This is a genomic window from Halobacterium yunchengense (assembly GCF_037031165.1).
In the GTDB taxonomy this organism is placed as follows: Archaea; Halobacteriota; Halobacteria; order Halobacteriales; family Halobacteriaceae; genus Halobacterium; species Halobacterium yunchengense.
The window spans coordinates 561,995-586,720 of record NZ_JAYEZL010000001.1 but is presented as its reverse complement, the minus strand read 5'-3'; the positions used below and the strand labels follow the sequence as shown (position 1 = coordinate 586,720).

Here is a 24,726-nt window from a genome sequence, read left to right as displayed (position 1 = left end):
GTACAGTCATACTGTGCAAACATAAGTTCTTCGCAGAAATGAACCTGAATTCCCGGAGAATTCTGGATGTGGTTCCAGGAATTCTTTCTGAAGGATTGAAATCGGCTTTGGCAAACTCGTATTTAGGTCTTAGAAGCGCTCAGTAGGATAATTTCAAGGAGTAATCCAGACGCTCACTCGCTTACCTCCTAAACCCAGCCGAATTCTAAAATATAGGGAAAGGCCCGGAAATCAATGATTGATTCAATACCCGGGATTTTCGATGGGGGAAAACTTAAGTCCCAACCTGACATTGTTTACGGCAAACGCTGGCGATCCCAGCCTACGATTGAACACAACAATTGAACGCGATTCGGCCCGCGCCACCTGCCAAGGAATCACGCGGGCCAGCTGCCTCGCCCCCTAAACGCCCCCGTCCGCAGGGACTTGGGGTCCCCGCCGCACTGGAGGCTATGAGGGCTTGCTTCATCGTTAGGAGGGCCCTATGAAATAGTTTTCCTATTCTGCGGTGTTGCGGACGCAGAATGAATGAGTTCGACGACAAGCTCATCACCAACTGACGAACTCACGCCGTGGGAAGAACTGACCACGGCACGACGCCGAGTAGTACTGACTATAGCCCACGTTCACGGGCCTCAGACGTTCAACCGTCCTGATCTCCAAGACGACGTGGAGGACAAGGACGACGTGGAGGACGTCATAGACGACAAGGAGCGGGTACTCACTTCGCTCGATTACACTCGTCTCCTAAACGACCTTACCGAGGAGGGCTACCTCGTGAAGGAGTTCCAGGGTGGGACGAACCCCATTATCCTGGATGTGGAGTACGACCCCGGGCGCGACACTCGGAACGCGGCCCCCTGGGGTAACGCGAGTGCGCTCCACACACTAGTTGATCAGGTCTGCGACCGTGAGGGCATCACCCGGGACCTCCTCAAAGAAGTCGAAGACAGGTACGACTTCAACGAGGTCAAGGACAAGGTGAACACGGCCGTTGGACGGTACGTTCTCCGGCCCTACGCCGACCCGAGCAAGTACCGCTTCACGGAGGAGGGGTACTCGGTCGTCTACGACAAGGTCGAAGCGGCGAAGGACGCCGACGAGTAGGCCTTCCACCCTCAGTCAATTTTATTTAATCGTCCCCGAGCAGCCTCGCGCTGTGTACTTCATCTAACCAGAGAGTGTGTTAGCGGAAACATCACGAAGCTGGTTCCCACATTGAGCTGATCAAATCTGTGTTCAAATTTGACCTTCTACTGTCTCGATAAACTCCTCGCCCCACTCATCTTCCATTTTGAGATTCTCTGTCTGATCAATATTGGGGATGTGAGGCCCTCGGAGATACACGTTATATCCCTCAGCCAGTTCGTGGGGGAGATGTAGCGGTTTATCCAGTAATCCAGATACGAACCGGTCCAACGCAGAGATGGTGTGGTCTACGATGTGAGCTACGAACGGCCAGAGTGGAGCAAGGTTATTTTCATCTACTTGGTTATCTTTCCATATGTCAAACCTGGAGTACGGATTAGATTCAACATCTACGGCTAATCCGTTTTCTGTCTGGAATATCGCGTCTGGAGAGTTTCCTTGATGTGCTACTTCATCTCGGAAATTTCGTATCTTCTTGAACTCTTCTGCTTCATTTGAGTAGAATTCAGCGAGTCCTTCCGGGAATCCATACTTGCTCTGAAGAGTATCCGCGGGAACAGGTTCTCCACCGTTCAATGCAATATCTTTGAATGAGCTTGTGGGTAGACTGGCACTGAAATCATCCCCCTCTCTCGTCGGGACCACCTTGTCCCATGTGTTCCCAGCCACAAACTGCAGGTGATCATACATACTCCGTGAAACCATGAATATGTATTCTAACTCACTTTGAATGAGACGTTGTAATCCTACTGTTGATTCCGAGAGTGTTCTTTGAAAAACCGCTAATTTAGAAAGTGACGCTGCAAGGTTTCTAATATCATCCAGAATATTCGTGAATAAACCGGCGATGTCCGGCCAAGATAATCTTTGATAGTAGAGTTCCAAGAAGGGGATATTCAAATCACTGTCTGGGTCCTCTGGTTCTTTGCCAAAGTAGACTCCAGAAATCGGCTCTGCAGAAAGGAAATGGAGTTCGCCATCTGGACTTGGGATGAAGCTGACCCAATCTTCATCCTCAGTGAAATCGGGGAGCTCCTCATTCTCACCTGGGGCGTAGATGAATCCCGTTGGAATAACTCGCCCCCGAAGACTCTCTGTAAATGGTGTCTTTTCCTCTAATTCAGAATATTCAACATTTCCTTTCATGATGGTGGCATTCTGACCCTCCTCCAATTAAATAACGATTGACGCACCTCTACTATGTACCATGGACCTTCAGCGTCATTCCAAGCAACGCCGTATTGGCGGATCTGGGCTCTACGAGTAAGAGGGTATCTCGTCTTAGAATCCGACCGCTCAGGCATGAGATGGACCCCGGTCACGTCCTATTGACGTGATTGATGCTTAATCGTATGGTCAATCAAATGAGTTCGAGAGTTGGTGTCTCAGGGATTTTTGTGAGGCCGCTTCTATGGTGTGACCTCCTTAGTAGATTCGCGCAAAATGAAAGAAACTACTCCCCCTGCTCCACCGAAAAGAATCGGCCAGACAATTCCGACAAGGAGAATTACTGATCCTGTAGTTGGTCCCATCTCCATGGTCACATTGTTCCCCCTTACTACTATTTCAACGAATAGTGTGCCTAGTATTGCTGCTATGGTATATCCATAGAGGACAGAACTACCGCGGAATACTGCTTCACTTATACTTCTCAACTCATGCTGATTCGCTACCAAGTAACCACTTAGGAGAAGTACACCCATCGGTATGGCCCAGACAATTACGTCAAGCGAAAATGCCCCCGGAGAGTATCTAAACGACCTAGCAATTCCGGAATCTGGGGTTGCAATTACGTACAATTCGGCATTGTGTGCCAAATAGTACCTCAACGAAGTCAACTTCCAAGCTGGCGGAACAGAAGCACCAAGTTCCGCAGGAGAACTCCCCGAAGTCAATTGAAACCCACCTACGAATCGGGAACGCACGGTACTTGATTTGAACAGGTAAAGAAGAATATTCCCTGCTATGAATGATATCACTCCTGTCAGAATCGAGAAGCCGGATAAATGTTCGCGGAACTTCGCTGACAATGAACTGCTAGTGGACTGACTTCCCTGCCGGCTTTCTACCATGTCAGGTGGTTGACTCTCATTTCCAAAAAAGATGCTCCCGCTATCTACTTACCCCCTCATCTCCACAGAGGCCGCCATATTGCCCGCTTCCTGCCAATCGTCCTCTGAATCAGCGGATTTGGTCTGATGGAGCGAGGAATCGCAGAGACGCGCGCTCACGAGCTATTCGGAATTCTCCCCGCCTTCGAGGAACTCCCGCCAAGAATCGACGCTGTCGGCTTTCGCACTCTCGGGGTCTTCGAGGACGCCGAGTTCCTTGAGACTCTGGAAGATCGAATTATCGTACTTTCGTACCTCTTCGAGTAGCGGAGCTGCCTCACGCCGACCTTGCATCTTCTGAACCAGCCCGGACTTCCCTTCGACGTACTTGGACGCCTTCGTTGAGATGTGCACTTGGATCGCGACCTGTCGCGACAGAATCCGATCTGTGTGGTCGACGCTCCCCGTGTTCTCACGCACTCGATCTTCGATGGTCCTCGCCAACTCCTCGATGAACTGCTGCTCTTTGGGAGGCAGTGATTGGTAGTAGTGATGAGGATCAGCGTCCAGCCCGTGCTTGGTCGCGTTCTGGTTGTTCGCTGGCGCACCGCCACCAGGTACTCCACCATGCAACTTGCACCGTCGCCCGTCCTCCCCGCCTTCGACGACTCCCCATCCGGCGGGCAGTGAACAGTAGCCGGCGAACACTCGATCTCCGTCCTCGGGGCGTTCAGTCTTTCTCCCGTTGCACTCCTCGGCTGGTTCGACCTTCGGGACGGCGTCGATCTCGCGACCGAGATACTCGTCCTCTTTGTCACCGGTCATGGATGTTGATTCGAGTGATTCAGGGAAGAGGTGGAGACAACACCGATGGAGATAAATTCAGACTCTTCTCTGACTGGGTTCTGTACGTCTATTACCACCAGATTGTGGTGTTTCCTACGGGCTTCCCATCGGGCCGAGGGGCTTCTTCGAGTAGGTCGAACGCTTCCTCGGTACTGATACCGAGCTTTTCGGCAACCTCTTCCGTGGAGACTGCCGGATTGTAGGCTTGGTTCTTCTCCCGCTTGACGACTCGATCGGCATCTGCCGGCGTCACAGATCCGGAATCTGACTCACTCATCGTCATTGGTACCAAGGGAAGCCGCCTTCCGGAACGTCGTCTGCGCGGGACTTTTCCCCTTCATCTTCGTCGCCCTCTCCGTACTCGTTGAGCCGCGCTACTTCCTCAGTGCTCATTCCCTCGGATAACCTCGCGTCTGACATGTCTGGGTCGATGACTTCCTTCTCGACGGTCTCTGGATTCTCTACGTCGCCACCTTCGATGGGCACTTCGATGGTTTTCGTCGGTGGGTCGCGGTCCGTCAGCTTCATTTTTGTCGACTCCCTCTTGTTGGCTCGACCGCCGACGGGAATCTCAATAGTTCGTCCTTCCAGCCGCTCGGTCCCGGATATCGTTTCAAGCAGGTTCTCTTGAACGACTTCCCGCGTGTTCGCTCGGCTGGTATCGACGTTTCGGCCTTCGAGTTCGGATTGAACATCTTGAGTCAATTCCTCAAACTTGACTGCTAACTGCTGCTTCTGATACTCCTGAACGGCCTGCTCGACTTCAGAAATTATCTCCTCCACCTGCTCCTCGACGAACTGTTTGACTCCCTCCTCTGGAATGCTCGATCCCATATGTCTAATAATGGAGTTATACGGGATAGGGATGTTGGGGAAATTCCGCAAATTGTATCCTATGTAATCTCTCTACCGGTATTTCTAGTCCTGGGGTAAGTATATTTTATCTTATGATAATGACCAAGTTTCCTCTATACCCCAATAGGGGACACCGGTCCTTGATATTCCCCAATCCCCATGAATTAGCATGGCATACCCGGATGGCTATAATGACGTTGCAGCCCATGAGAAATCGATTTCAAAGGCCAGAGAGGTCAAGGAGAATCTTGGCCTGACGTGGAATCAGTTTTTGGAGCGAGGGGCTGCTGAACTCGCTAAGAACGACTGATAGATCATGAATGGACTGGTGTTCGGGGGCGGGTGCCTAACCGGGACCCCCGAGACGAACATGGGAGTGGAACTCGACCAACGCCGAGCTCCGGGAGCCGAGGAGGAACTCGAACTCCATGAGTGAATTTGGAAGCGACGCTAATGAGGTTGTGGGGGCTGAGGTTGGTTCTAAGCGTGTTTTAGCGCAGGCGCTACAAGCACCAACAGCTTGTAACCATGAGAACGACCTCTGTACTTGTAACGTCTCGAACGACGAGCGGGCTAATCTCCTCAAGGAGTATCTTAGTGCATTAGCCGATTCAGGTTGGCGGAACATTCGGCTGATGCCGCTTGATTCTGAGGGAAAGGCCCCAATTATCCAGGGTCGCTGCTCTTTGGACTCAGATGAAGCAGAATCTTTGCTTGTTCGTGGAGGGACTGCAATACAGCAGATTCGCAGGGATGGTGTGAGAGGATTCTGCTTGTACGCTGGCAAACCCAGTCATGAGACGGAGGGATTGGTATTCACTGACCATGACCGGCCAGACCTCTTTCCTGCAGACTCGAACACATTAACGGTGAAGTCGGGTTCGGGAACGGGATATCATCAAACCTTCGAGAACACTGGTAGCGTCCAGAACTCGAAGGCTAAGGGCGATCTCGACCAGGCGGGTGAGGTACGCGCTCATAATTGGTACGTCGTTCTTCCCGGGTCGATTCATCCGAGTGGAGGAATCTACCACGTAGTTTCGAACCTCGGAGTAGCGCCCCTCGAAACGGAAGACCTTCCAGAAGAACTGACTCCGAACAATCAGCCCAACGCTTCACATGATTCGCCACCGGTCAAACTCGATAATGAAGTGCCTGACTCCCTCGGGGAGATTGAAGCGAGCTTTGACGTAGAAAGCCGGTATCAAACGATGCTCGACTCTGCTGCTTCAGAGACGATTGACGCTATCATTGAGGGGAATCTCAACGACACACGATTTGCTGATGATCGACATGAGTCAGAGGGGTGGCTTGCAGAACAGGTCGGGTTCTATATGGCGCGAGATCGGGAGGTTGTGGAGGACGTTCTAACTACCCTCTTCCAGAGAAACTCAGATACGGACGCCCATACCAGTGATTCAACCAAGAGCAGTAGGCGGAAGTTCCTCGAAAACGACCAGCACCGAAAACAGGTTCTTGATTACGCTGTTTCGAAGAGGTCCGAATACGACCCAGGGCTGGGAATCACCAAATATACTCGCCAGGATCGACCGGAAGTCGGTTATCCAATCGTCGACCGAGTTCAGGATGCTCTCTGCGATTTAGTCCTCGCTCGGAAGGTTGAGATCGTTGAGCATCCCCGAGTTGACCGAGGAGAAACACAGGTCTATGAGGCACTCAGGAAGATGCAGGACGACGATTCGACACCCTTCACCGTGAAGTCCGTTAGGGATGGGCGCAAGCGCTACTACTACCTCGATGGCTACGAACTAAAAATCCCAGAAGAGCGCCGCGAAGAACTGGGAATTGAGGTGGGACTATGATTCCCCTCCCTATCTCTTCCGTTTCCTATAGTGAGAGGGCCGAATTAGTTAGCATATCTGAAATGAGAGGGAGTTCGCTATGAACGGGACCGAGAGCCGTGATGAACTCAAACGAATTCGGAGTGCCCGCGAGGGGGCTAATCAGTCACCCAGCCAGGACATCTTCAAGTGTCCAATTGACGGGTGTTCGAAGGTGTTCCTCGAAGAGGGTGCACTTCGAAACCACTCAGGCCAATCTGACGATGAGACTCATAGGGGACTCACGCTGGACGACAAGCTCGCTCCGATTGAAAAGTACAAACTCGAGGATGCGCTCCGAGAACAGTACTTCGAACAGGGGAAGACGCTGAAGGAATTGGAAGAAGAGTGGGGTACACATCGAGGAACGATCCACTACTGGATGAGTCAGCATGGCGTCGAGCGTCGACAGCATGTCGCCACTCGCGTCCAGCGAGCCAGTTTTGGGCTGGACAGTAGTGGATACGAACGCGCGCAATCTCGAATCCCTGGAACCAGAGAGAACGACGCTGTCCGACTCCACCAGTTAGTTGCTATCGCTGAGGGAGCCGACCCAGAGAAAGTCTTCTCGGGTGGGGACTACCACTGCCATCATCGAAACAGTGTCCCGTGGGACAATCGACATGAGAATATTGAACTGCTGAGTCGGGAGGTCCATCAGCGCGCGCACCATCGCGATGACTGGACTCAGGAAGATGGATTCCCCGTTCTGGTGACGGGCCAGCCATCGTCCGAAGAAGACTGTCGCTCGACGTGGGGACCAGGAATTCCCAGTTCTGATTCAGAGAAGCAGGATGAAGAGGAAGACCTGTGGGCTCCGGGGCCGACGAAGTCATCTGCCTAATCCGCTACATCTCGTGAGCGCGCGTAGACTGCGCCATGAGCGAAGATAATATCTGGCAGGCGTCTTCCTCTGCTCTTCTCCTGGGCCCGCTCTATGGACTCGTTAGCGACCTCAGAATACCCTCCCGCGCTATTGCCGCGTGCGCCCCCTCTCTGAAGAGAGATTCAGCGTCTTAGTGGCTGTGTGGGTCGTACAGGGGCACGAGTAACTACAAGGGCCTCCCAATTCAAATGAGAGCGAAGCGCCAGAAGGCGTCGGGGCGCGAGTGAATCCATGGTCAACTCTAATCGGCATTTCGGCCGCAAAATCGCCGTAAGGCGGTGTCTGCGTGCGAATGAAATTAGAGTGAATGAGGAATGCCGCCTCCCGGATTTGAACCGGGGACAGCTCGATCTTCAGTCGAGTGCTCTCCCAGTCTGAGCTAAGGCGGCGCCAGTCGGTGAGACGGCGGTTGCAGGAAAAAGGGTTTCGAATCCGGGCGGTGCCGGGCGGCGATTATCGGCGTCGGCGACGGGGCGCGACGCGGCGCGCTGCACCGCGAGGATTCGACAGTCAGGGCCGTGGTGACGACACCATTCGTTTGGCGACTGGAGTGAGACGTCCGGCGTCGCGAGACCTCCGGGCCTGCCACGGCGTGACTTCCAGCCGGGACGGCGTGCCGCACGCTCCTCGCCGGCGCCAGGGGGTCGCGTGCACGGGCGGAGGTCCGTCCAGCCGACCCGCGACGCGGACGACACTGCGGGAGGGCTCCGCGGCGGCCCGCCCCACCACGCGGTTCGTCACCGAGGCCCGGCCCACCCTGTGACGCGCGAACGACCCGTGTCAGACGCCAGCAAGCCAGTTATCGACCACTTGAAGTGTTTTCCCGATGAGTTTATTACGAGGTAGTCACTTGTGTGTGTAAGCGCGGGTGGGGCCAGGACCGCGCGCAGGACCACAATGAAAATCAGTTTCGAAATCCCTGACCGGGACGAACGGGGCGTATCGCCAGTCATCGGTGTCATCCTGATGGTCGCCATCACGGTGATTCTCGCAGCCGTCATCGCGAGCTTCGTGCTCGGGTTCGGCGACTCCGTCAACGAGAACGTGAACGCTGGGGCCGACGTGAGTGAGAACGACGACGGCACAGCGAGTGTGACATGGATCAGTGAAGGGAACGCGGAGGAACTCGTCGTCTCCGCTGATGGCAAGAACGACACTCTCACCAGTGTCGGCGATTCCTTAACCCTATATAATAATTCCAGCGGAGACCTGGACGTCAGCAGTGGGGACGTTCAAGTAACAGTCGTCGCCGTCGGGTCTGGCGGTTCCGAGACCGTGGTCACCCAAGAGACAGTCACAATCGACGACTGACGCGGTACGACCACCATTCGGCATTCATTTCTTCGACTGAGCACGAAACGCAGACACGCTACTCGAAGTACAGCTTCATCGGACGGGGTACTTCCACTCGATTGTGAATACGGACTGGCAAGCCTTCGTCGTAAACCATCCGTCATCGTAAAACGGAATGCTTCGAGGCCTGGCGGATTTGAACCGGAGCGAGGCTCACGTCGTTCGTCTCGCAGGGTTCAAATCCGCTCACCCCAGTTACTGCTGTCGACGCCTCGCGCAGACAGCGCTCGGCGGTCGACGTGCCAGAAACGTGGGGCCTGGCGGATTTGAACTTCCGTCGCTCCCTCCGGTCGCGACGGCGTGCAGATCCGCTCGCCAATTCACTGCACGCAACGACTCGCACACGCTCCGCGGTGCTCGTCGGTTGCGGTCGCAGGAATGGGGCCTGGCGGATTTGAACCGGAGGAAGGCGTGCTCGCTCGCCGCGCTCGCTGCGCGCGCCTTCCAGGGTTCAAATCCGCTCACCCCAGTTACTGCTGTCGACGCCTCGCGCAGACAGCGCTCGGCGGTCGACGTGCCAGAAACGTGGGGCCTGGCGGATTTGAACCACCGCTCACCCGGTGTCCCACGGCCACCGAACCGGACGACGGCCGATATGAGCCGGGGGCTTTGAACCAGACTAAGCTAAGGCCCCTCGACTCACGATTCCCGCGGCCGAACCTTTAGCCTGTCGGGATTTCCGTGCTCGCGCCGCTGCGCGAGTGAGCGTCGGAGAAGCGCCGCCACCAGGGCTCGAACCTGGGACAACCTGGGTAACAACCAGGTGCTCTACCAACTGAGCTATGGCGGCTTGCAGGCCACCGTAGCCGGCGTGTTTTGAAATGGCTTTCGTTTCGCCAGCAGGCCCGGGCATCGACACGGCAAAGGGGTGGCCGCGTGAAGCCGTCGGTATGAGCGACTTCGAGGCGGTCGTCGACGCGGTCCGCGAGCGCGTCGACCCGACGCCCGCCGAGCGGCGCGCGCTCGCCGCGGCGGCCGAACGGCTCGCGGACCGCGCCCGGGAGGCCATCGCGGACCTCCCGGTGGACGCGGACGTGGTGCAGGTCGGCAGCACCGCGCGCGGGACGTGGGTGGCTGGCGACCGCGACATCGACCTGTTCGTGCGGTTCCCGTCCGACCTCCCCCGGGACGCCCTCGAAGCCTACGGCCTCCAGGTCGGGAACGCGGTGCTGCCCGACGGCCGCGAGGAGTACGCCGAACACCCCTACGTGAAAGGCGAGTTCGAGGGGTACGACGTCGACCTCGTGCCGTGCTACCGCCTCGACGCGGCGACGGACATCCAGTCCGCGGTCGACCGCACGCCCTTCCACAACGCGTACCTCGAAGCGCGGCTGACCGACGACCTCGCGGCCGATGTCCGGCTCTGCAAGCAGTTCCTGAAGGGCGTCGGCGCGTACGGCAGCGACCTCCGCACGCGCGGGTTCTCCGGCTACCTCACCGAGTTGCTCGTCGTCGAGTACGGCGGCTTCCGGGAGACGCTCGAGGCGATGCGGGGCTGGCGGCCGCCCGTCGTCGTCGACCCCGAGGACCACGCCGCGGCGTCCTTCGACGACCCGCTCGTCGTCGTCGACCCCACCGACCCCGAGCGGAACGTCGCCGCGGTCGTCGCCGCGGAGAACGTCGCCCGCGTCATTCACTACGCGCGCGAGTTCCTCGCCGACCCCGGCGAGGCCGTCTTCGAGCCGTCGACGCCCGACCCGCTGACCGCCGCCGACGTCCGCGAGCACGTCGCCGACCGCGGGACGACGCCGCTTGCCGTCGTCTTCGACGCGCCGGACCTCGTCGACGACCAGCTCTACCCCCAGCTCTACCGGTCCCGGGACGGCCTCGCGCGCGGCCTCGACGACCGCGGCTTCTCCGTGCTGCGGGCGGCGACCTGGGCGCGCGACCGCGCCGTCCTGTTCGCCGAACTCGCGGTGAGCGAACTCCCCGCCGTCGAACGCCACGAGGGCCCGCCGGTCTACGTCGAGTCCCACGCCGAGGGGTTCTACGAGAAGTACGCGGCCGGCGAGGACGCCTACGGGCCGTTCCTCGACGGCGACCGGTACGTCGTGGAGCGCGCCCGCGAGGTCAGGACGGCCCGCGAGTTCGCCGAGCGCCGGCTCGCGGACGTCGCGCTCGGCACGCACGTCGAGTCGGTCGTCGAGGCCGGCGACTACGACGTGCTCACCGGCGGCGACGTGGCGTCGCTCGCCGACGAGTTCGGCGCCGAGTTCGCCGCGTACTTCGACCCGCGCGTCTGAGTCCCGCTACAGCGCGGGGTGGGTCGCCCGGAGCTCCTCGAGGAGGTCGCGGACGTCGTCGCTGACGTCGTCGTCGGGCCCGACGGGCTCGCGGCCGTCGAACGTCTCGTGGACGACGCCGACGCCCTCGGCGAGCGTGTCGAGGCTGTAGCCGCCCTCGAGGACGAACGCCAGCGCCGCGTCCGTGCGGTCGGCGAGCGACCGCACGCGGTCCGCGAGCAGCCCGAACCCCTCCGTGGAGACGTGCATCCGCGAGATGGGGTCGTGGCGGTGGGCGTCGAAGCCGGCGCTCACGAGGAACACGTCCGGGTCGAAGTCCGCGAGCGCGGGCGCCAGGAGGTCGTCGAACCCCGCGCAGTAGTCGGCGTCCCCCGCGTTCGCGGGGAACGGCGCGTTCAGCGTCGCGCCCTCGCCGTCGCCCGTCCCGGTCTCCTCGACGGCGCCCGTCCCCGGGTAGAGGCCGTCCTCGTGGATGGACGCGTAGAAGACGTCGCCGCGGTCGTAGAAGACGTCCTGCGTGCCGTTGCCGTGGTGGACGTCCCAGTCGAAGACCGCGACGCGGTCGGCGCCGAGGTCGTCGATGGCGTGCTGGGCGGCCACCGCGGCGTTGTTCAGGAAGCAAAAGCCCATCGCGTCGTCCGCGACCGCGTGGTGGCCGGGCGGCCGACCCAGGGAGAACGGCGTGTTCCGGCCGTCCGCGCCGTTCAGCGCGGCGCGGGTCGCGTCCTTCGCGAGGCCGGCGGCCGCGAGCGCGGCGTCCCACGTCGCCTCGACGGCGACGGTGTCGGGGTCCCAGTTCCCGCCGCCGTCCTCGCAGAACTCGCGGACGCGCTCGACGTAGTCGGCGTCGTGGACCGCGGTGGCGTCCGCGACCGTGGCGGGCGCGGCGTCCTCGTAGGAGACGCCGTGGCGTTTCGCCAGCCCGCGCTTGATCGCGCGCAGGCGGTCCGGGCTCTCCGGGTGGCGCTCTCCGGGGTCGTGGTCGAGGCAGGCGTCGCTGAAGCCGAATCTCATTCCACCAGCTCGAAGTACGTCTCGAAGTCCTCGGCCTGTACCGTGCGGCGGCCGGCGTGCTCGGCGAGCACGGCCGCGCCCTCGGCGGCCTCCGAGGCGTACGCCTCCAGGACGTCCGCGAGCGCGACGCGGGCGGCCTTCGAGACGCGGAACTGGTCGTCGACGTCGAGTCTGGCGATGCGGTCGACCGGCGCGACGGGCAGCGTCAGCGAGTCCGCGTCCGGCACCTCGCCGACGCCGAAGTCCGACGCCATCAGCGTCTTCCGGCCGTCGTCGGCCGCGCGTTCGGCGGCGTCGACCGCCAGCGCCGCGCCGTGCTCCTGGATGCGTCGTGCGAGCTCGGCCGCCGCGTCAGCACTCACCCGCAAGTCACCCGCGTGCCGGCGGATGACCGCGTCCACCGGCGCGAACGGGAGTTCGACGCTCATGCGTCAATGGGTGGCTGTCGCACGCTTAACTGTTTCCGTTGCCCGGGAGGGGACTGTCAGCGACGACGAACGCAGTCCGGTGACTCGACGGCCGACGCCGCCCGGCGGGGCAGTCGAAGCGCGAGGGACGACGCGTCGGTCGCGTGGAGGCGCCGGGGCGCGCGAGGGTTTATGTGCGGCCTGGAGAACCTACGTTCGAGATGGGAACCCAGATTCCGACGGCGGAGCTCTGTGACCGCTTCGAACAGTTGTACACGGGTCTCGTCACCGACGCGATGGACGAGCTGGGGTATCGAGACCAGACGCTCGACGCCGGTCTCGGTCCGCTGGAGCGCGGAATGCGCGCGGCCGGCGTGGCGTACCCCGCCGAGGGGCGGACGAACAGGAGCGTCGACCCTGACGAACAGATCCGACGGTTCCTGGAGATGCTGGGTGACGCGCCCGAGCACTCCGTCCTGACCGTGAACACGAACGACACGGACTCGTCCCACATCGGCGAGCTCTCGACGATCGCGCTCGCGAACGCCGGCTGTCGCGGCGCCGTCGTCGAGGGGGGCGTCCGGGACACCGAACTCATCCTCGAACAGGAGTTCCCCGTCTTCACGCAGTTCGCGACGCCGGAGGACAGCAGCCCGCGCTGGGAACTCCTCGAGTGGGGCGCGCCAGCAGTCGTGGGCGGCGTCCGCGTCGCGCCCGGTGACGTCGTCGTGGCCGACGTCGACGGCGTCGTGGTCGTCCCCGAGTCCATCGCCGAGGACGTGCTCGTGGCTGCCGAGGCGGACCGCGAGAACGAGGCGGCCCTCCGCGGGGCACTCCGCGACGGGGCCGACCCACTGGAAGCCTTCGAGGAGTACCAGACCTTCTGAGCGCAGACCGCCCGCGGGGTGTGGCGGTCCGCGCTGCTCCGCGCGTGCTTCCGGCGACGCGCCGCGGCCGGTCTCGACTGCCCGGTTCGAGCGGCGCTCGAACCGCCGGCCCGGGAGCCGCCACCACGCCTTTCCGGCGCGCGAGCGAACGGCGACGTGTATGACCGACGACCCCCACCAGGCCGACGCCCGCGACGTCGCCGACCAGGAGGTCGACGCCGACGAGGCGGAAGCCGAGGACGCCGTCGAGGACCGACGGCAGGCCGAACGGGAACACGAGGAAGAACGCATCGAGGATGAACTCGACCACGAGGACCGGGCGCGCCACGAGGAAGCCAGGGAGAGCGCGAACCCCGACAACCCCCGCGACGACGAGCCCTGGGACTGACGCCGCGCGACGGGAACGGCGACGACGAGCCCCGGGACTGACGCCGCGCGACGGGAACGGCGACGACGAGCCCCGGGACTGACGCCGCCGCCGACTCAGTACAGCCGCCAGTCAGTGCAGTTCTTCTGCGCGCAGTCGGCCGTCGTCCAGGCGGCCGCGCACCGTCACCTCCTCGCCGAGCGTGACGTCGGCGTCCGTCTCGACGCTCAGCGTCTCCTCGCCGTCGTCGAGGATGACGGGGTTCTGGGCCTGCACGACGACGCCCGTGAACTCCACTTCCTCGTCGTCGCCGTTCGCCGCCGAACCGCCAGCGTCGCCGCTCGCGGCGTCACCGCTGCCGCCGTCGTCACTACTGTCGTCGCCGGCGCCGACACCGCTGCCCCCGTCGGCGTCGTCACCGCTGTCCTCGAACGCGGCGAGCCCCGAGGGCTCGTCGCCGCCGTCGTCCGCGGTGGTCGCGCCGTCCGCGAGCGGGATCACGGAGGCCTGCCAGCCGGCGGACGCCTCGATGTCGTCCTGCCAGCCGTCCTGGATCTCCACGTCCACGAACGCAACCTCGTCGCCGGGCCCGACGTCGAGGTCGGCCTTCTCGCCCCAGAGCGCGACGCGGATGTCGCCCGTGTCGTCCTGCACGCGGACGTTCCGCACCTGGCCCTCGCTGCCGTCGTCGCGGTCGAACGTCCGCTTCGGGTCCGCCGACCGGATCACGCCCGCGACGTCCGCGGTGTCGTCGATCTCGAGGTCCTCGATGGGCGTCGTGTCCGGGACGAACGCGACGTCGGCGTCGACGGGCTCGACCGCGCCGCGCTCGCCGACGTGGAGCTCGAGGCTGCCGTCGCGCTCGCGGACGTAGCCGTCCACGACCTCCACGACCTCCCCCCGTTCGAGTTCGGTCGCGGTCTCCGCCTGCTCGTCCCAGAGGGTCACGCGCACGCGGCCCGTCTCGTCGCCGAGCACGAGGTTCGAGACCTTCCCCTCGCTGCCGTCGTCGCGGTCGAACGTCCGCACCGACTCGGCGCCGAGGACCTCGCCGGTGAGGTTCACGTCAGAGATGCCCAGCGAGAGGTCCTCGACGCGGTACTCGTCCTGCACCTGGACGTCGACCTCCGTCTCGTCGTCGACCTCCACCTGGTCGACGCTCACCTCCACGCCGTTGTAGCCGTCCTTCGGCCGGCCCTTCACGCGCAACACGTCCCCGACCGCGAGCTCGTCGGCGGCGGCCTCGGCCTGCTCGTCCCACAGCGAGATGCGGACGCTGCCCGTCTCGTCGGCGACGTCGACGTTCACCACGCGGCCCTCGGGGTTCTCGTCGTCGTCGCGGTCGAACGTCCGCACGTCCCCGATGCTCGTCGCCTTCGCGACGAACTTCACCTCGTCCATCTCCGGTTCGACGTCCGCGACGCCGTTCACCTCGCCGTCCTCCAGCTCGTGGGCGATGAGCATGGCGGCCGTCTCCTCGTCGGCCAGCCCGCCCATCTGCTCGACCTTCGACTCGACGGCGTCCCGGAACTCCTCGAGGGACACGTCGGTGTCGAGGTCCTCGTAGACCTCCTCTATGGCGCCCATAATCGTAGTTCAGGCCAAGGACGCGGCCGGGGTAAGAGTTTTCGGTGTCGGTGCGCGTCCGGTGTCGTCGGTGGCGTTCGGCGGCACACCGGGTGTGGCTCGCCCTCCGGTTTGAACCTCCGGTCGGCCACCGGCGCGCCGGGCGCGCCCGGTCACGCGACGTAGTCCAGGACCTCGTCCCGGACGTACGTCAGGAACTCGGCGGCGTCGTAGGCGGCGGGCTGGTACACCTCGACGTAGCCGCTGCGCGCGGCCGTCATCTTCACCGCGTCGCCGCCGTAGTCGTACGCCAGCCCGAGCTGGGTGACCGTCGCGCCGTCGCGGAGCGCGTCCAGGTCGCGGCTCGCGCGGAGGTCCGCTGCGTGGAACGTCCCGTTCACGCTGCCGTCGCCCCGGCCGGCGACGCCGACGCGCCACGGCGTCGCGTCCGGCCGGTCGTCGAGGAACGCGTCGAGGTCGAGGGTGGCGCGCTCCAGGCTGGTCCCGGTCTCGGCGCCGACGAGGTCGAACGCGAACGCGCCGTCGCTGCTGGCGGCGGCGACGAACTCCCCCGGGACCCCGACGACCTCCGTGTACGCCGTGGTCACGCGCCGCTGGTCGGTCACCGTGATGCCGTCCTCGTCGACGCTGACCTCGCGGTCCGGCGCGACCCGCTCGGCCGCGGCGCGGCCGGCGAACGCGGCGTCGCCGTCCGGCAGCGAGAACACGCGGTCGACCTCGAGCCGCCGGGCCAGTTCGCGGTCCCCGTCCGCGGTCGTCTCCGCGTACGAGTCGATCTTTCGGAACGAGCCGTCGACGAGTGCGACTACACCTGCGCGCATCGTTGTCGGACCCACTGCGTACCGGCTTATAATCCTACGCCGTCGTGTCAGGGACGTAACTACAATTCCGCGGCGGGTCGCGAGCGCGACGCGCGACGCCCCTCAGCGGTCGGGCGCGACCCGGTGCTCGACGACCGGGTACGCCACGCCGAGGACGACGCCGTAGAGGACGTGCCAGCCGAACAGCGACCACGTCACGTACGGCAGCGGCCCCAGCGCCGGCCCGCCGAGCAGCCCGAGCCAGATCGGCATGATGATGCCCGCGCCCGCGACGGCCAGCACGACGGCGTACGCGACGGCCGCCAGCAGCGTCTTCCACCACGAGTCCGCGAGGTGGTAGAACCCGGGGTCCGAGAGCACCCACGCGAACACCAGCCCGAAGACGACGCCGTGCACCAGGTGCGCGACCCAGCCCGCCAGGAGGCTCCCCTCGAAGCCGTACAGGCCCGCGACGGCGAGCCGGAGCGTCTCGAGGCGCACCACGCTGACGGCGACGCCGGCGACGACCGCAGCGAGGAAGCCGGCGAGCGCGCCCGCCCGCCAGTTCCACTCCCCCGCGAAGGGGTTCGACGCCACGGCGCCGACGAGACCGCCGGAGTCGGAGGACACCTGTGACCACCGACACATTCGACGCGCTCCTGGACCGTAAGCGTACGTGGCGCCGTCCACCCTCGCCGCCCCGCCAGCGGCCAGCACCGCCCGCCGCCTCCCCCACGGTTCGAGGCCCCCACCCACAGCTCGACGCGCCAGCTACGGTTCGACGCGCCAGCTACGGTTCGACGCGCCAGCTACGGTTCGACGCGCCCGCCACGAGTGGTCGCGACCCCCGAATCGTAACCGCTTTACGTAGCCCCGGGCTACCAACGAGTGAGTCCGGGTAGGGTAGTGGACTATCCTCTTGGCTTGCGGAGCCAGGGACCGGAGTTCAAATCTCCGTCCGGACGTTTCTCACTCGCTGCGCTCGTTCGAAACGACCGGACGGGCCCGCGTTCGCTTCGCTCACGCGGACTCCGTCCGGACGTAACTGCTCTCGGCGCCACGACCGCGAGAGCCACGGAGGGCTCTCGCGTCGTGCAGACGCGTCGTTCCGCCCGGGCGGTTTTCGCCCACTATACTGCGTCACCGCGACCGCGAGCGACCGCCGCGTCGTCCCGACGAAACGCGTTTGCGTGCGGCAGTCCAAGCGAGCGTATGGACGCGGCGCTTCGCGCGGGCATCGCCATCTACAACGCCGGCCGGCAACACGCCGCCCACGACGCCTGGGAGGACGAGTGGCTGGCGCTCGAGGACGGCAGCCGCGACGAGCGCCTGCTGCACGGTCTCATCCAGTTCACGGCGGCCGTCCACCACGCTCGCGACCGGAACTGGACGGGCGCCGCGGGACTCGCGGAGAGCGGCGGCGACTACCTCGCCGCCCTCCCCGCGGACTACCGCGGCGTCAACGTCGGCGACGTCCGCGCGTTCCTCGCGGCGCTCGCGCGCGACCCCGAGGTCGTCGAACGCCGGTCGCCGCCGCCGCTCCGGTACGACGGCGCGGCGCTCGCGCTCGCCGACCTGGACGCGCCCGCGGCCGTCGCGGCGGCCGTCGTGCTCGCCGAACACGCGGGCTACGACGAGGACGTGTTCGCGGACGCCGCGGCGTACGCCCGCGAAGCGCTCGCGGACGGCGAACTGGACGAGTTCGGCGTGCTGCTCTGTGACTTCGTCACCGAGACCGACCAGCGGGCGCTCGTCGCGACGCGGCTGCGCCAGCACGTCCAGCGGCGCCGCCAGCGCGACAGCGACGTCGCCGGTCTCTTCGACTAGCGCAAGCGCCGCCGGCCGCTCGGACTACAGGAAGCTCTGGTAGGCGATGAACCCCGCGACGGCGAGGCACGCGACGCCGAGCGCGCGCACCAGCCGCGGCGCCCAGTCGCCGAACGGGTGGTCGTCGCTGCCGTAGCGGCCGTCGTGGCGGCGCCGCCGGTTCGGGCCGACGAAGACGGACAACAGCAACATCTCCCGGGGCTTCGCGACGAGCGCGAGACCGAGCGCGGCGCCGAGGACGACCGCGAGGAGTTCGCGGACCCCGGGCATCTACGAGCGGAGGCGCTGGATGCGCTTCTCGACGGGCGGGTGGGTGGCGACGAGGCGCGCGAGGCCGTGGTCGTCGCCGAAGATGCACAGCGCGTTCACGCTGTCGTCGATGGTGGTGTCGTGGGCGCGCTCGTTGCCCTGCTGGATCTTCTCGAGGGCGCGAGCGAGGGGGTCGCCGCTGTTGATGGCGCGCTTCGCGTCGGCGTCGGCGACGTACTCGCGGTACCGGGAGATGGCGAGCACGAAGATCATCACGATGAACTGCACGATGTTGCCGACGACGATCGCGAGGAAGAAGTCCGCGAGGTCGTTGTCGCCCGTGAACAACACGACGTACTGGGCGACGATGGCGACCACGGACGCGATGCCCTGGCCGAGCACCATCGTGACGACGTCCCGGTTGTCGATGTGCGCGAGCTCGTGGGCGACGACGCCCTCGAGTTCGTCGCGGTCGAGCAGCTGGATGAGCTCCTCGGAGACAACGACCGTGCCGGCGCCGCGCCGCCCGACGGCGAACGCGTTCGGCACGCCCATGCGCGCGATCTTCAGGTCGGGCTTCTTGATGCCCATGTCGCGGGAGTGCTTTTCCACCATCTGGTGGATGTACTGGTACTGGCCCTCCGGCATGTCCTTCGCGCCGACGCTGCGCAGCGCCGACCACTTGCCGACCTTGTACTGGAAGCCGACGAGTACGACGCTGCCGACGATGGCGATCGGGAGGACGCCCTCACCGAACACGACCATCGCCGCGGCGACCGCGACGAGGTAGAACGCCGCGAGGATGGCGCCGACGACGGCCATCCGGATCTTGAGTCCCCAGTGTCTCATGGGAGTTGCTTACGCGCTCGCACTTATAAATCCACCTCTGCGTGACAACCCGTGACGACCCGCGAATTCGCCGGACTACGCGCCCTCGCGGGCGACCGCTGGGGCCGGTCAGGCGACCTTCTCGGCGCCGTCCCACTCCGCGGAGTTGTCCCGCGGCTCGTACCCGAGGACGTCTTTCGCGCGCTCGAGGCTGTAGTACTTGCGGTCGTTGTCGGAGATGCCGTAGACGATCTCGTAGTCGTAGTCCGCCGCGAGACAGCGGTCGAAGAGGTGCGCGCAGTCCCGTCCCGACAGCCACATCGCCTGGCCGCGCTCGTAGTCGATCGGCGGGTGGCCCTCGGTGAGGTTGCCGATGCGGACCGCGACGAACGACAGGCCGTACTCGTCGTGGTAGTACCGCCCGAGGACCTCCCCGGAGGCCTTCGAGACGCCGTAGAGATTGCCGGGACGCGGCAGCTCCGTGCCGTCGAGGCGGAAGTCGTCGCCCGCCCGGTAGAGGTCGGGCCGCCGGTCGGTCTCGTAGTGCCCGACCGCGTGGTTCGAAGACGCGAACGCGAACTTCTCGACGCCCGCGTCGACGGCGGCCTCCAGGACGGTGCGCGTGCCGTCGACGTTGTTCCGGAGGACGCTCTCCCAGGGGGCTTCCGGGCGCGGGTCGCCGGCGAGGTGGACGACGGCGCCGACGCCCTCGACGGCCTCGCGGACGGCGTCCTCGTCGGTGACGTCCGCGACGACGAACTCGTGGTCGGTGTCGCCCGTCGGCGGCTCGCGGTCGAGCAGCCGCCAGTCGTAGTCGCGGCCGATGCCGTCGAGGATGGCCTGGCCGACGCGCCCGGAGGCGCCCGTGAGGAGGACCGGGTCGTCCATTCGGTTGTGAGTCTCGACGACCGGGGCAATGAAAGGTGCGGTTCGCACCGTTTAACACGTCGCCCCACAGACGAGTTCGCGTATGGCGACGCGGACGGAGCGACGCGTTAGCTGGGGAATCGGGGGACTGGGCGCGCTCGTCGCGGTGGCGGCGGCGTACGCGCTGTTCGGCGTGCCGGTGTCGTCGCCGCTCGCGGCGGCGGTGCGGTCGCTGGCGGCCGTCGCGGGGGCGACGGTCGCCGCGGGCGCGTGGCTCGTGGCGACCGAGCGCGTGCCAGTGCAGCCGACGCTGCAGGTCGCCGCCGGGCCGGGAGCGCTCGCCGGCGCGGCGCTGGCGATGTCCGGCGACGGACTGCCGACGTGGGTACAGGCCGGCGTCGGCGTCGGCGTGGCAGCGGGCGTACTCGGGTTCGCCGTGGTGCTCGCGAGCGTCGGCAGCGACAACGCTTAACGCCGCCCGCACGCAGTCCCGGTATGGCGACCGACGTCCAGCAGGCGTGTTTCGAGGCGGGCATCAAGTTCGGGGCGCTGTACCACCAGTTCGCGGGGACGCCCGTGAGTCCGGCCAGCGCCGCGAGCCTGGAGACCGCCATCGAGGAGTCCATCGAGAACCAGCCGTTCTGCGAGGACGTGACCGTCGACATCCTCACCGGGGAACTGGACACGACCCACGGCTACACGGAGCTGACTGGCGAGTACATGGAGGTCGAACTCGTCGTCGCGTACGAGGGCCGCGAGGCGGTCGCGGAGATGGCGATGCGGGACGGCTACCCCCTGATGGAACTCGTGCGCGTCGAGTGAGAGGCCGAGCGGGAGGCGAGTGGAGGGGGACGTCGACCGCGGACGAGTGGGTCCGGACTGCCGTCGAGTCGGCGGCGGTGACCACGGGCGAGCCGGTCCGGACTCCCGTGGAGACCCGCGTTCACGTCCACTCCGGGGCGCACTTTTAAACCGGCCGCGGGCGAATCACGTGACATGAGTCAGTCATCCCTGGACGACGAGGAACTGTTCGGCGAGGCCGCCGCGGAGATGCGCGCGGACGTCGAGGAGCACCTCGCGGCCGCCCGCGAGGAACTCCCCGAGGCCGACGACATCTGGGAGGTCGAGTCGGACAACACGCTCGGCGTGCTGAACGCCCTGCGGTCCGCCCTCGACGTCGACGACGTCGAGGACCACCTCCGCGACGCGAAGAAGGCGTTCGTCGTCGGGGAGCGCGCCGACGCCTTCGAGGACGCCGACGACCTGGAGGCCGACATCGCGGCCGTCGAGGACGTGCTCGCGGACCTGGAGACCGCGCGCGACCAGGTCGGCGACCTCGCCGCGACCATCCCGGAGCTCCGGTCCGCGCTCGAGGACGCGCACGGGGACGAGGACGACGCCGGAGACGACGAGTAACGCCGCTCGCTACTTGTGCGGCGGCCGCGAGACGTCGCGGTCCGCGACCGCGTCCAGCAACTCGCAGAGCGCGTCCGTCGCCAGGGACAGCAGCTGTTCGCCGCGCTCGGCGTCCCCCGCCGACGGGTCGCCGACGACGCCGTTCTCCGTGAACTCGGCGACGTCCGCCGCGAGGTTGGTGTGCGAGCGCCACTCGCCCCAGCCGTCGCTGGCGCCGTCGCGGGCGTCCGCGACGCGGTCCTCGCGGACGAGCTTCGGGTGGCTGTGCCGGAGGAACGCGGTCTCGAGCGGGCCGGCGTGGCCCATGTCGTCGGCGTGGTCGCCGACCGCGTCGAACCACGTGAACGGCACGGCGTACGCGTCCTCGCTGCGGGTGACGCGCTCGCAGACCTCGCCGAGCGCGGGGACGTTGCCGCCGTGGCCGTTCACGACGACCACGCGGTCCCAGCCGTGGCTCGCGAGGCTCGCGACGACCTCGCGGACGTTCGCGCGGAACGTGTCCGGGGACACCCACAGCGTCCCCGTGAACTGCCGGTGCTCCTCGGAGACGCCGACGGGCAGCGCCGGCGCGACGACGACCTCGCCCTCGTAGTTCGACGCCGCCGCCGTCGCGACCGTCTCCGCCGTGAAGTGGTCCGTGCCGAGCGGCGCGTGCGGGCCGTGCTGTTCGGTGCTCCCGACGGGCAGCAGCGCCAGGTCCGTCTCCAGGGCAGCCGCGTCCGTCCAGGTCGCGTCCGCGAGTCGCATACGCGGGCCAACGCGCGCCCCGGGTTTGTACTCTGCCCCTCGCGGACGTCCGTCCGCTCGCGCTCGCGGGTCGCCGCCGACGCGGTGCCGCGTCCCGTCTGGGCCGCCACAACGGGCTTCCGTCCGGCCGCCGAACCACCTGGCGTGAGCGAGACAGTCACACTCCGCGCGCTGGAGCGCGAACTCGGCGAGGAGAACTACCCGCTCGAGAGAGCCGACGTCCTCGACGAGTACGGCGACCGCGTGCTCGACCTGCCGGGCGGCGAGGCGGCCGTCGCGGACGCGCTCGCTCGCGTCGACGACGGCGAGTCGGCGTTCCCGGACGCCGCGTCGCTCGTCGCGACCCTCGAGGCCGGCATCGGCGGCGAGGGCGTCGGCCGCCGCGACTACACGGACCGCGGCGGCACGGCGAGCGGCGGCGACCGGACGAGCTTCTGAGGGCCCGTCCTCGACGCCGTCGCAGGCGCCTCTCGACCAGTCGCCGTCGTCGACGTCCGAGAGCTCCTCGACCTCCGGTTTTCGGTCGTGACGTCCGAGACCCCTCGACCTCCGGCTTTCAGTCGTCGACGTTGTCCTCGACGTCCGCCTGGCGGCGGGCGGCGCGCTCGACGAACTCGTCGGGGAGCTCGTCGATCTCGCCGGCCTGCACGCCCCAGAGGTTCGCGTAGAGCCCCTCCTCGGCGAGGAGGTCGTCGTGCGTGCCGCGCTCGACGACCTCGCCGTCCTCGAGGACGACGATCTGGTCGGCGTCCCTGATGGTCGAGAGGCGGTGCGCGATGGCGAACGTCGTGCGGTCCTCGGTGAGGCGGTCGAGGCTGCGCTGGATGAGCATCTCCGTCTCCGTGTCGACGTCCGACGTCGCCTCGTCGAGCACGAGGATCTCGGGGTCCTTGAGGATGGCGCGCGCGATGTCGATGCGCTGGCGCTGGCCGCCGGAGAGTTTGACGCCGCGCTCGCCGACCTCCGTGTCGTAGCCCTCGGGGAGGTTCGTGATGAACTCGTGGGCTTCGGCGGCCTTCGCCGCCGCGACGACGTCCTCGCGGTCCGCGTCGAACGTCCCGTACGTGATGTTCTCCTCGACGGTGCCGTAGAACAGGAACGTGTCCTGGCTGACGTAGCCGATGTGCTGGCGGAGGCTCGGCAGCGTCACGCCGGAGACGTCCTGGCCGTCGATTCTGATCTCGCCGCCGTCGACGTCGTACATCCGCAACAGGAGCTTCAGCACCGTGGACTTCCCGGCGCCAGTCGGCCCGACGAGCGCGAGCGTCTCGCCGCCCGCCACCTCGAAGGAGACGTCCTCGACGATGGTCTCCTCGTCGTCGTACCCGAAGGTCACGTCGTCGTAGACGACCTCGCCGTCGTCGACGACGAGCTCGGCGGCGTCCGGGTTCTCCTCGATGCGCGAGGGCTCGTTCATCAGCCCGAAGATGCGCTCGCTGGACGCCCGCGCCCGCTGGTACATGTTGATGATCTGTCCGAACTGCGCCATCGGCCAGATGAACTGCTGGCTGAGCAGGATGAACGTCACGAACTCGCCCTCGTCGAGGGTCCCCGAGAAGAACAGCGGCGGCCCGCTGACCACCCAGAGCCCGCCGACGACGAACGTCAGCACGAAGCCGACGCCGGCGATGATGCGCAGCGCCGGGAAGAACTTGATGCGGATGGTGATCGCGCCCCAGTTCGCGTCGAAGTACCCCTGGGAGACGTCCTCGACGCGGTCGGACTCGTAGTCCTCCGTGTTCGACGTCTTGATCACCTGGATGCCGCCGAGGTTGTTCTCCAGCCGCGAGTTCAGGTGGCCGACCGACGACCGGACCTCGGCGTACTTCGGCTGGATGGCCTTCACGAACTTGTACGTGAACACCGCGATGACGGGGACCGGCAGCATCGTCAGGACCGCGAGCTGCCAGTTCACGGCGAACAGGTAGACGCCGATGGCGAGCACCATCACGGACAGCCGGAACGCGGAGTTCAGACCGTCGTTGAGGAACCGCTCGAGGCGGTTGACGTCGTTGCTGAGAATGGACATCATCTCGCCGGTCTGCTTCGTCGCGAAGAAGTCCATGTTCAGCCGCTGCATCTTGTCGTACGTGTCGGTGCGGACCTCGTGCTGGATGTGCTGGCTGAAGGCGTTCCACCCCCAGTTTCGCACCCAGTGGAAGGCGGCCCCGAACAGGAAGCTCGCGGCGATGAGCCCGCCCATGAACACGAGCCGGGCCTCGTCGCCGGCGGGCACCCACGACCGCGGGAGGACCGGCAGGAAGGGCTTGTTCTGCCGGATGACGGAGTCGATGGCGAGCCCCAGGAGGACGGGCGGCGCGAGGTCGAGCACGCGAGCGAACACGCTGGCGACGATGGCGACCGTCGCCTCGAACCAGTGGGCCCGCCCGTAGCCGTCGAACAGGCTGACCATCGCGTTGTCGACCTCCTCGCGTTGTTCCTCGAAGGGGTCGTCGTCTTCGAACGCTGTACTCATTCTCCTGAGGCAAAGCGACGACCTGTTAAA

Annotated in this window: 27 protein-coding genes and 4 tRNA genes; 13 read left to right on the top strand and 18 right to left on the bottom strand. The window is 64.9% G+C overall.

Going from position 1 to position 24,726, the window contains the following annotated elements:
• Positions 1-528 precede the first annotated feature (528 nt).
• Entirely contained in the window at positions 529-1,107 is a 579-nt protein-coding gene (locus U5911_RS02960; protein WP_336035165.1) for a hypothetical protein, read from the top strand.
• 132 nt (positions 1,108-1,239) lie between these two features.
• On the opposite strand, the gene U5911_RS02955 is transcribed toward U5911_RS02960, so the two are convergent.
• The 5 genes from U5911_RS02955 to U5911_RS02935 all read right to left on the bottom strand — a co-directional run bounded on the left by U5911_RS02955 (position 1,240) and on the right by U5911_RS02935 (position 4,880).
• On the bottom strand, positions 1,240-2,295 hold the full coding sequence (locus tag U5911_RS02955; protein ID WP_336035163.1) for a hypothetical protein: 1,056 nt from the start codon (positions 2,293-2,295) through the stop codon (positions 1,240-1,242).
• A gap of 263 nt (positions 2,296-2,558) precedes the next feature.
• Entirely contained in the window at positions 2,559-3,221 is a 663-nt protein-coding gene (locus tag U5911_RS02950) for a DUF7978 family protein (RefSeq protein ID WP_472779956.1), read from the bottom strand.
• 162 nt (positions 3,222-3,383) lie between these two features.
• On the bottom strand, positions 3,384-4,025 hold the full coding sequence (locus tag U5911_RS02945; protein WP_336035160.1) for a hypothetical protein: 642 nt from the start codon (positions 4,023-4,025) through the stop codon (positions 3,384-3,386).
• A gap of 91 nt (positions 4,026-4,116) precedes the next feature.
• Positions 4,117-4,329, bottom strand: coding sequence for a hypothetical protein (locus U5911_RS02940; RefSeq protein WP_336035159.1), 213 nt, complete (start codon positions 4,327-4,329; stop codon positions 4,117-4,119).
• Positions 4,326-4,880, bottom strand: coding sequence for a hypothetical protein (locus U5911_RS02935; RefSeq protein ID WP_336035158.1), 555 nt, complete (start codon positions 4,878-4,880; stop codon positions 4,326-4,328). The genes U5911_RS02940 and U5911_RS02935 overlap by 4 nt, the downstream gene beginning before the upstream one ends.
• 449 nt (positions 4,881-5,329) lie before the next feature.
• On the opposite strand from U5911_RS02935, the gene U5911_RS02930 reads away from it, so the two are divergent.
• Positions 5,330-6,724, top strand: coding sequence for a bifunctional DNA primase/polymerase (locus U5911_RS02930; RefSeq protein ID WP_336035156.1), 1,395 nt, complete (start codon positions 5,330-5,332; stop codon positions 6,722-6,724).
• A 193-nt stretch (positions 6,725-6,917) separates the two neighbouring features.
• Positions 6,918-7,586 carry an HNH endonuclease family protein gene (locus tag U5911_RS02925; RefSeq protein ID WP_336035154.1) on the top strand — a complete coding sequence of 223 codons (669 nt, stop codon included), beginning with the start codon at positions 6,918-6,920 and terminating at the stop codon, positions 7,584-7,586.
• 357 nt (positions 7,587-7,943) lie between these two features.
• On the opposite strand, the gene U5911_RS02920 is transcribed toward U5911_RS02925, so the two are convergent.
• Positions 7,944-8,017 (bottom strand) — tRNA-Phe (locus tag U5911_RS02920).
• Between the two features lie 508 nt (positions 8,018-8,525).
• Between U5911_RS02920 and U5911_RS02915 the strand changes: the two genes are divergently transcribed.
• Positions 8,526-8,939 (top strand): type IV pilin domain-containing protein, encoded by a 414-nt coding sequence (locus U5911_RS02915; RefSeq protein WP_336035152.1) that lies wholly within the window; start codon positions 8,526-8,528, stop codon positions 8,937-8,939.
• Positions 8,940-9,507: 568 nt separating this feature from the next.
• On the opposite strand, the gene U5911_RS02910 is transcribed toward U5911_RS02915, so the two are convergent.
• Positions 9,508-9,615, bottom strand: a tRNA-Ile gene (locus tag U5911_RS02910).
• An 83-nt stretch (positions 9,616-9,698) separates the two neighbouring features.
• A tRNA-Asn gene (locus tag U5911_RS02905) sits at positions 9,699-9,771 on the bottom strand.
• 100 nt (positions 9,772-9,871) lie between these two features.
• Here U5911_RS02905 and cca point away from each other — a divergent pair.
• Positions 9,872-11,224, top strand: a complete 1,353-nt coding sequence (gene cca / locus U5911_RS02900; protein WP_336035150.1) for a CCA tRNA nucleotidyltransferase — start codon at positions 9,872-9,874, stop codon at positions 11,222-11,224.
• A 6-nt stretch (positions 11,225-11,230) separates the two neighbouring features.
• Here cca and U5911_RS02895 read toward each other — a convergent pair whose 3' ends face one another.
• Positions 11,231-12,238 carry a histone deacetylase family protein gene (locus U5911_RS02895; RefSeq protein WP_336035148.1) on the bottom strand — a complete coding sequence of 336 codons (1,008 nt, stop codon included), beginning with the start codon at positions 12,236-12,238 and terminating at the stop codon, positions 11,231-11,233.
• Entirely contained in the window at positions 12,235-12,666 is a 432-nt protein-coding gene (locus U5911_RS02890; RefSeq protein WP_336035146.1) for a histone, read from the bottom strand. The genes U5911_RS02895 and U5911_RS02890 overlap by 4 nt, the downstream gene beginning before the upstream one ends.
• Before the next feature lie 200 nt (positions 12,667-12,866).
• On the opposite strand from U5911_RS02890, the gene U5911_RS02885 reads away from it, so the two are divergent.
• Both U5911_RS02885 and U5911_RS02880 read left to right on the top strand, forming a co-directional pair.
• Positions 12,867-13,532: an RraA family protein gene (locus U5911_RS02885; protein ID WP_336035145.1), complete on the top strand. Its 666-nt coding sequence runs from the start codon at positions 12,867-12,869 to the stop codon at positions 13,530-13,532.
• Between the two features lie 160 nt (positions 13,533-13,692).
• On the top strand, positions 13,693-13,920 hold the full coding sequence (locus tag U5911_RS02880) for a hypothetical protein (protein WP_336035144.1): 228 nt from the start codon (positions 13,693-13,695) through the stop codon (positions 13,918-13,920).
• Positions 13,921-14,031: 111 nt separating this feature from the next.
• Here U5911_RS02880 and U5911_RS02875 read toward each other — a convergent pair whose 3' ends face one another.
• The 3 genes from U5911_RS02875 to U5911_RS02865 all read right to left on the bottom strand — a co-directional run bounded on the left by U5911_RS02875 (position 14,032) and on the right by U5911_RS02865 (position 16,916).
• Positions 14,032-15,486: a single-stranded DNA binding protein gene (locus tag U5911_RS02875; RefSeq protein ID WP_336035143.1), complete on the bottom strand. Its 1,455-nt coding sequence runs from the start codon at positions 15,484-15,486 to the stop codon at positions 14,032-14,034.
• Between the two features lie 152 nt (positions 15,487-15,638).
• Entirely contained in the window at positions 15,639-16,307 is a 669-nt protein-coding gene (locus U5911_RS02870) for a hypothetical protein (protein WP_336035141.1), read from the bottom strand.
• A 102-nt stretch (positions 16,308-16,409) separates the two neighbouring features.
• Positions 16,410-16,916: a histidine kinase gene (locus U5911_RS02865; RefSeq protein WP_336035139.1), complete on the bottom strand. Its 507-nt coding sequence runs from the start codon at positions 16,914-16,916 to the stop codon at positions 16,410-16,412.
• Between the two features lie 262 nt (positions 16,917-17,178).
• Between U5911_RS02865 and U5911_RS02860 the strand changes: the two genes are divergently transcribed.
• A tRNA-Arg gene (locus U5911_RS02860) sits at positions 17,179-17,251 on the top strand.
• A gap of 247 nt (positions 17,252-17,498) precedes the next feature.
• Positions 17,499-18,113: a DUF309 domain-containing protein gene (locus U5911_RS02855; protein WP_336035138.1), complete on the top strand. Its 615-nt coding sequence runs from the start codon at positions 17,499-17,501 to the stop codon at positions 18,111-18,113.
• Positions 18,114-18,137: 24 nt separating this feature from the next.
• Here the strand turns inward: U5911_RS02855 and U5911_RS02850 are convergent, their stop codons facing one another.
• The 3 genes from U5911_RS02850 to azf form a co-directional block, all read right to left on the bottom strand.
• Complete coding sequence (locus U5911_RS02850) at positions 18,138-18,383, bottom strand: DUF6199 family natural product biosynthesis protein (protein ID WP_336035136.1); 246 nt, start codon at positions 18,381-18,383, stop codon at positions 18,138-18,140.
• Positions 18,384-19,184 (bottom strand): M48 family metallopeptidase, encoded by an 801-nt coding sequence (locus tag U5911_RS02845; RefSeq protein WP_418771519.1) that lies wholly within the window; start codon positions 19,182-19,184, stop codon positions 18,384-18,386. It lies immediately after the preceding gene.
• 135 nt (positions 19,185-19,319) lie between these two features.
• The gene (gene azf / locus U5911_RS02840) at positions 19,320-20,078 is read right to left on the bottom strand and encodes an NAD-dependent glucose-6-phosphate dehydrogenase Azf (RefSeq protein ID WP_336035134.1); all 759 of its coding nucleotides are present in this window, start codon (positions 20,076-20,078) and stop codon (positions 19,320-19,322) included.
• Positions 20,079-20,160: 82 nt separating this feature from the next.
• Here azf and U5911_RS02835 point away from each other — a divergent pair, with 82 nt between their 5' ends.
• The 3 genes from U5911_RS02835 (at position 20,161) to U5911_RS02825 (ending at position 21,473) form a co-directional block, all read left to right on the top strand.
• Positions 20,161-20,529, top strand: a complete 369-nt coding sequence (locus tag U5911_RS02835; RefSeq protein ID WP_336035132.1) for a hypothetical protein — start codon at positions 20,161-20,163, stop codon at positions 20,527-20,529.
• A 23-nt stretch (positions 20,530-20,552) separates the two neighbouring features.
• Complete coding sequence (locus U5911_RS02830; RefSeq protein WP_336035130.1) at positions 20,553-20,879, top strand: dihydroneopterin aldolase family protein; 327 nt, start codon at positions 20,553-20,555, stop codon at positions 20,877-20,879.
• Positions 20,880-21,053: 174 nt separating this feature from the next.
• A complete protein-coding gene (locus tag U5911_RS02825; protein WP_336035128.1) occupies positions 21,054-21,473 on the top strand; it encodes a DUF5790 family protein in 420 nt (139 codons plus the stop codon).
• A 9-nt stretch (positions 21,474-21,482) separates the two neighbouring features.
• Here U5911_RS02825 and U5911_RS02820 read toward each other — a convergent pair whose 3' ends face one another.
• The gene (locus tag U5911_RS02820) at positions 21,483-22,220 is read right to left on the bottom strand and encodes a creatininase family protein (RefSeq protein WP_336035126.1); all 738 of its coding nucleotides are present in this window, start codon (positions 22,218-22,220) and stop codon (positions 21,483-21,485) included.
• A 144-nt stretch (positions 22,221-22,364) separates the two neighbouring features.
• Here U5911_RS02820 and U5911_RS02815 point away from each other — a divergent pair, with 144 nt between their 5' ends.
• Positions 22,365-22,658, top strand: a complete 294-nt coding sequence (locus U5911_RS02815; protein ID WP_336035125.1) for a DUF5789 family protein — start codon at positions 22,365-22,367, stop codon at positions 22,656-22,658.
• Between the two features lie 118 nt (positions 22,659-22,776).
• On the opposite strand, the gene U5911_RS02810 is transcribed toward U5911_RS02815, so the two are convergent.
• Positions 22,777-24,696: an ABC transporter ATP-binding protein gene (locus U5911_RS02810; protein ID WP_336035123.1), complete on the bottom strand. Its 1,920-nt coding sequence runs from the start codon at positions 24,694-24,696 to the stop codon at positions 22,777-22,779.
• Positions 24,697-24,726 lie beyond the last annotated feature (30 nt).

Excerpts from the sequence above, each read along its gene's own strand:
- U5911_RS02960 (WP_336035165.1), top strand. The coding sequence starts at position 529 with ATGAGTTCGACGACAAGCTCATCACCAACTGACGAACTCACGCCGTGG.
- U5911_RS02955 (WP_336035163.1), bottom strand. The coding sequence starts at position 2,295 with ATGAAAGGAAATGTTGAATATTCTGAATTAGAGGAAAAGACACCATTT.
- U5911_RS02950 (WP_472779956.1), bottom strand. The coding sequence starts at position 3,221 with ATGGTAGAAAGCCGGCAGGGAAGTCAGTCCACTAGCAGTTCATTGTCA.
- U5911_RS02945 (WP_336035160.1), bottom strand. The coding sequence starts at position 4,025 with ATGACCGGTGACAAAGAGGACGAGTATCTCGGTCGCGAGATCGACGCC.
- U5911_RS02940 (WP_336035159.1), bottom strand. The coding sequence starts at position 4,329 with ATGACGATGAGTGAGTCAGATTCCGGATCTGTGACGCCGGCAGATGCC.
- U5911_RS02935 (WP_336035158.1), bottom strand. The coding sequence starts at position 4,880 with ATGGGATCGAGCATTCCAGAGGAGGGAGTCAAACAGTTCGTCGAGGAG.
- U5911_RS02930 (WP_336035156.1), top strand. The coding sequence starts at position 5,330 with ATGAGTGAATTTGGAAGCGACGCTAATGAGGTTGTGGGGGCTGAGGTT.
- U5911_RS02915 (WP_336035152.1), top strand. The coding sequence starts at position 8,526 with ATGAAAATCAGTTTCGAAATCCCTGACCGGGACGAACGGGGCGTATCG.
- cca (WP_336035150.1), top strand. The coding sequence starts at position 9,872 with ATGAGCGACTTCGAGGCGGTCGTCGACGCGGTCCGCGAGCGCGTCGAC.
- U5911_RS02895 (WP_336035148.1), bottom strand. The coding sequence starts at position 12,238 with ATGAGATTCGGCTTCAGCGACGCCTGCCTCGACCACGACCCCGGAGAG.
- U5911_RS02890 (WP_336035146.1), bottom strand. The coding sequence starts at position 12,666 with ATGAGCGTCGAACTCCCGTTCGCGCCGGTGGACGCGGTCATCCGCCGG.
- U5911_RS02885 (WP_336035145.1), top strand. The coding sequence starts at position 12,867 with ATGGGAACCCAGATTCCGACGGCGGAGCTCTGTGACCGCTTCGAACAG.
- U5911_RS02880 (WP_336035144.1), top strand. The coding sequence starts at position 13,693 with ATGACCGACGACCCCCACCAGGCCGACGCCCGCGACGTCGCCGACCAG.
- U5911_RS02875 (WP_336035143.1), bottom strand. The coding sequence starts at position 15,486 with ATGGGCGCCATAGAGGAGGTCTACGAGGACCTCGACACCGACGTGTCC.
- U5911_RS02870 (WP_336035141.1), bottom strand. The coding sequence starts at position 16,307 with ATGCGCGCAGGTGTAGTCGCACTCGTCGACGGCTCGTTCCGAAAGATC.
- U5911_RS02855 (WP_336035138.1), top strand. The coding sequence starts at position 17,499 with ATGGACGCGGCGCTTCGCGCGGGCATCGCCATCTACAACGCCGGCCGG.
- U5911_RS02850 (WP_336035136.1), bottom strand. The coding sequence starts at position 18,383 with ATGCCCGGGGTCCGCGAACTCCTCGCGGTCGTCCTCGGCGCCGCGCTC.
- U5911_RS02845 (WP_418771519.1), bottom strand. The coding sequence starts at position 19,184 with ATGGCCGTCGTCGGCGCCATCCTCGCGGCGTTCTACCTCGTCGCGGTC.
- azf (WP_336035134.1), bottom strand. The coding sequence starts at position 20,078 with ATGGACGACCCGGTCCTCCTCACGGGCGCCTCCGGGCGCGTCGGCCAG.
- U5911_RS02835 (WP_336035132.1), top strand. The coding sequence starts at position 20,161 with ATGGCGACGCGGACGGAGCGACGCGTTAGCTGGGGAATCGGGGGACTG.
- U5911_RS02830 (WP_336035130.1), top strand. The coding sequence starts at position 20,553 with ATGGCGACCGACGTCCAGCAGGCGTGTTTCGAGGCGGGCATCAAGTTC.
- U5911_RS02825 (WP_336035128.1), top strand. The coding sequence starts at position 21,054 with ATGAGTCAGTCATCCCTGGACGACGAGGAACTGTTCGGCGAGGCCGCC.
- U5911_RS02820 (WP_336035126.1), bottom strand. The coding sequence starts at position 22,220 with ATGCGACTCGCGGACGCGACCTGGACGGACGCGGCTGCCCTGGAGACG.
- U5911_RS02810 (WP_336035123.1), bottom strand. The coding sequence starts at position 24,696 with ATGAGTACAGCGTTCGAAGACGACGACCCCTTCGAGGAACAACGCGAG.